Origin of the sequence: Vibrio sp. S12_S33 (genome assembly GCF_963889785.1) — a bacterium.
Classification (GTDB): Bacteria; Pseudomonadota; Gammaproteobacteria; order Enterobacterales; family Vibrionaceae; genus Vibrio; species Vibrio aestuarianus.
Map to the genome: position 1 here is coordinate 1 of NZ_CAWPQZ010000381.1, position 253 is coordinate 253.

The 253-nt window shown below is 55.7% G+C and carries 1 protein-coding gene; it reads left to right on the plus strand.

Annotation, left to right across the window (positions count from 1 at the left end):
• Nucleotides 1-253 (plus strand): hypothetical protein (locus AACW06_RS20535; RefSeq protein ID WP_202884140.1); only part of this gene is annotated, 253 nt, incomplete at both ends.

Genomic DNA, 253 nt, shown 5'->3' on the forward strand with positions numbered 1-253 from the left:
ACCACCGCTGAAAGTGCGCCAGTAACGTTTGATTTAGACACTACTATTCCGGGTGATACGGACGGTGATGGCGTGAGTGACACGGCGCCAACGTTGACCATAGCCGATGCAGCCGATGGCAGCGTGAGCGTGGCCGAAAACAGTGACGGTCTTGACACTGTGGTGACCATTCCTGAGGGTGTGGAAGTGGGTGATACGGTGACGTTAACCATCACCAACCCCGATGGCAGTACGACGGTACAGACTCACGAAG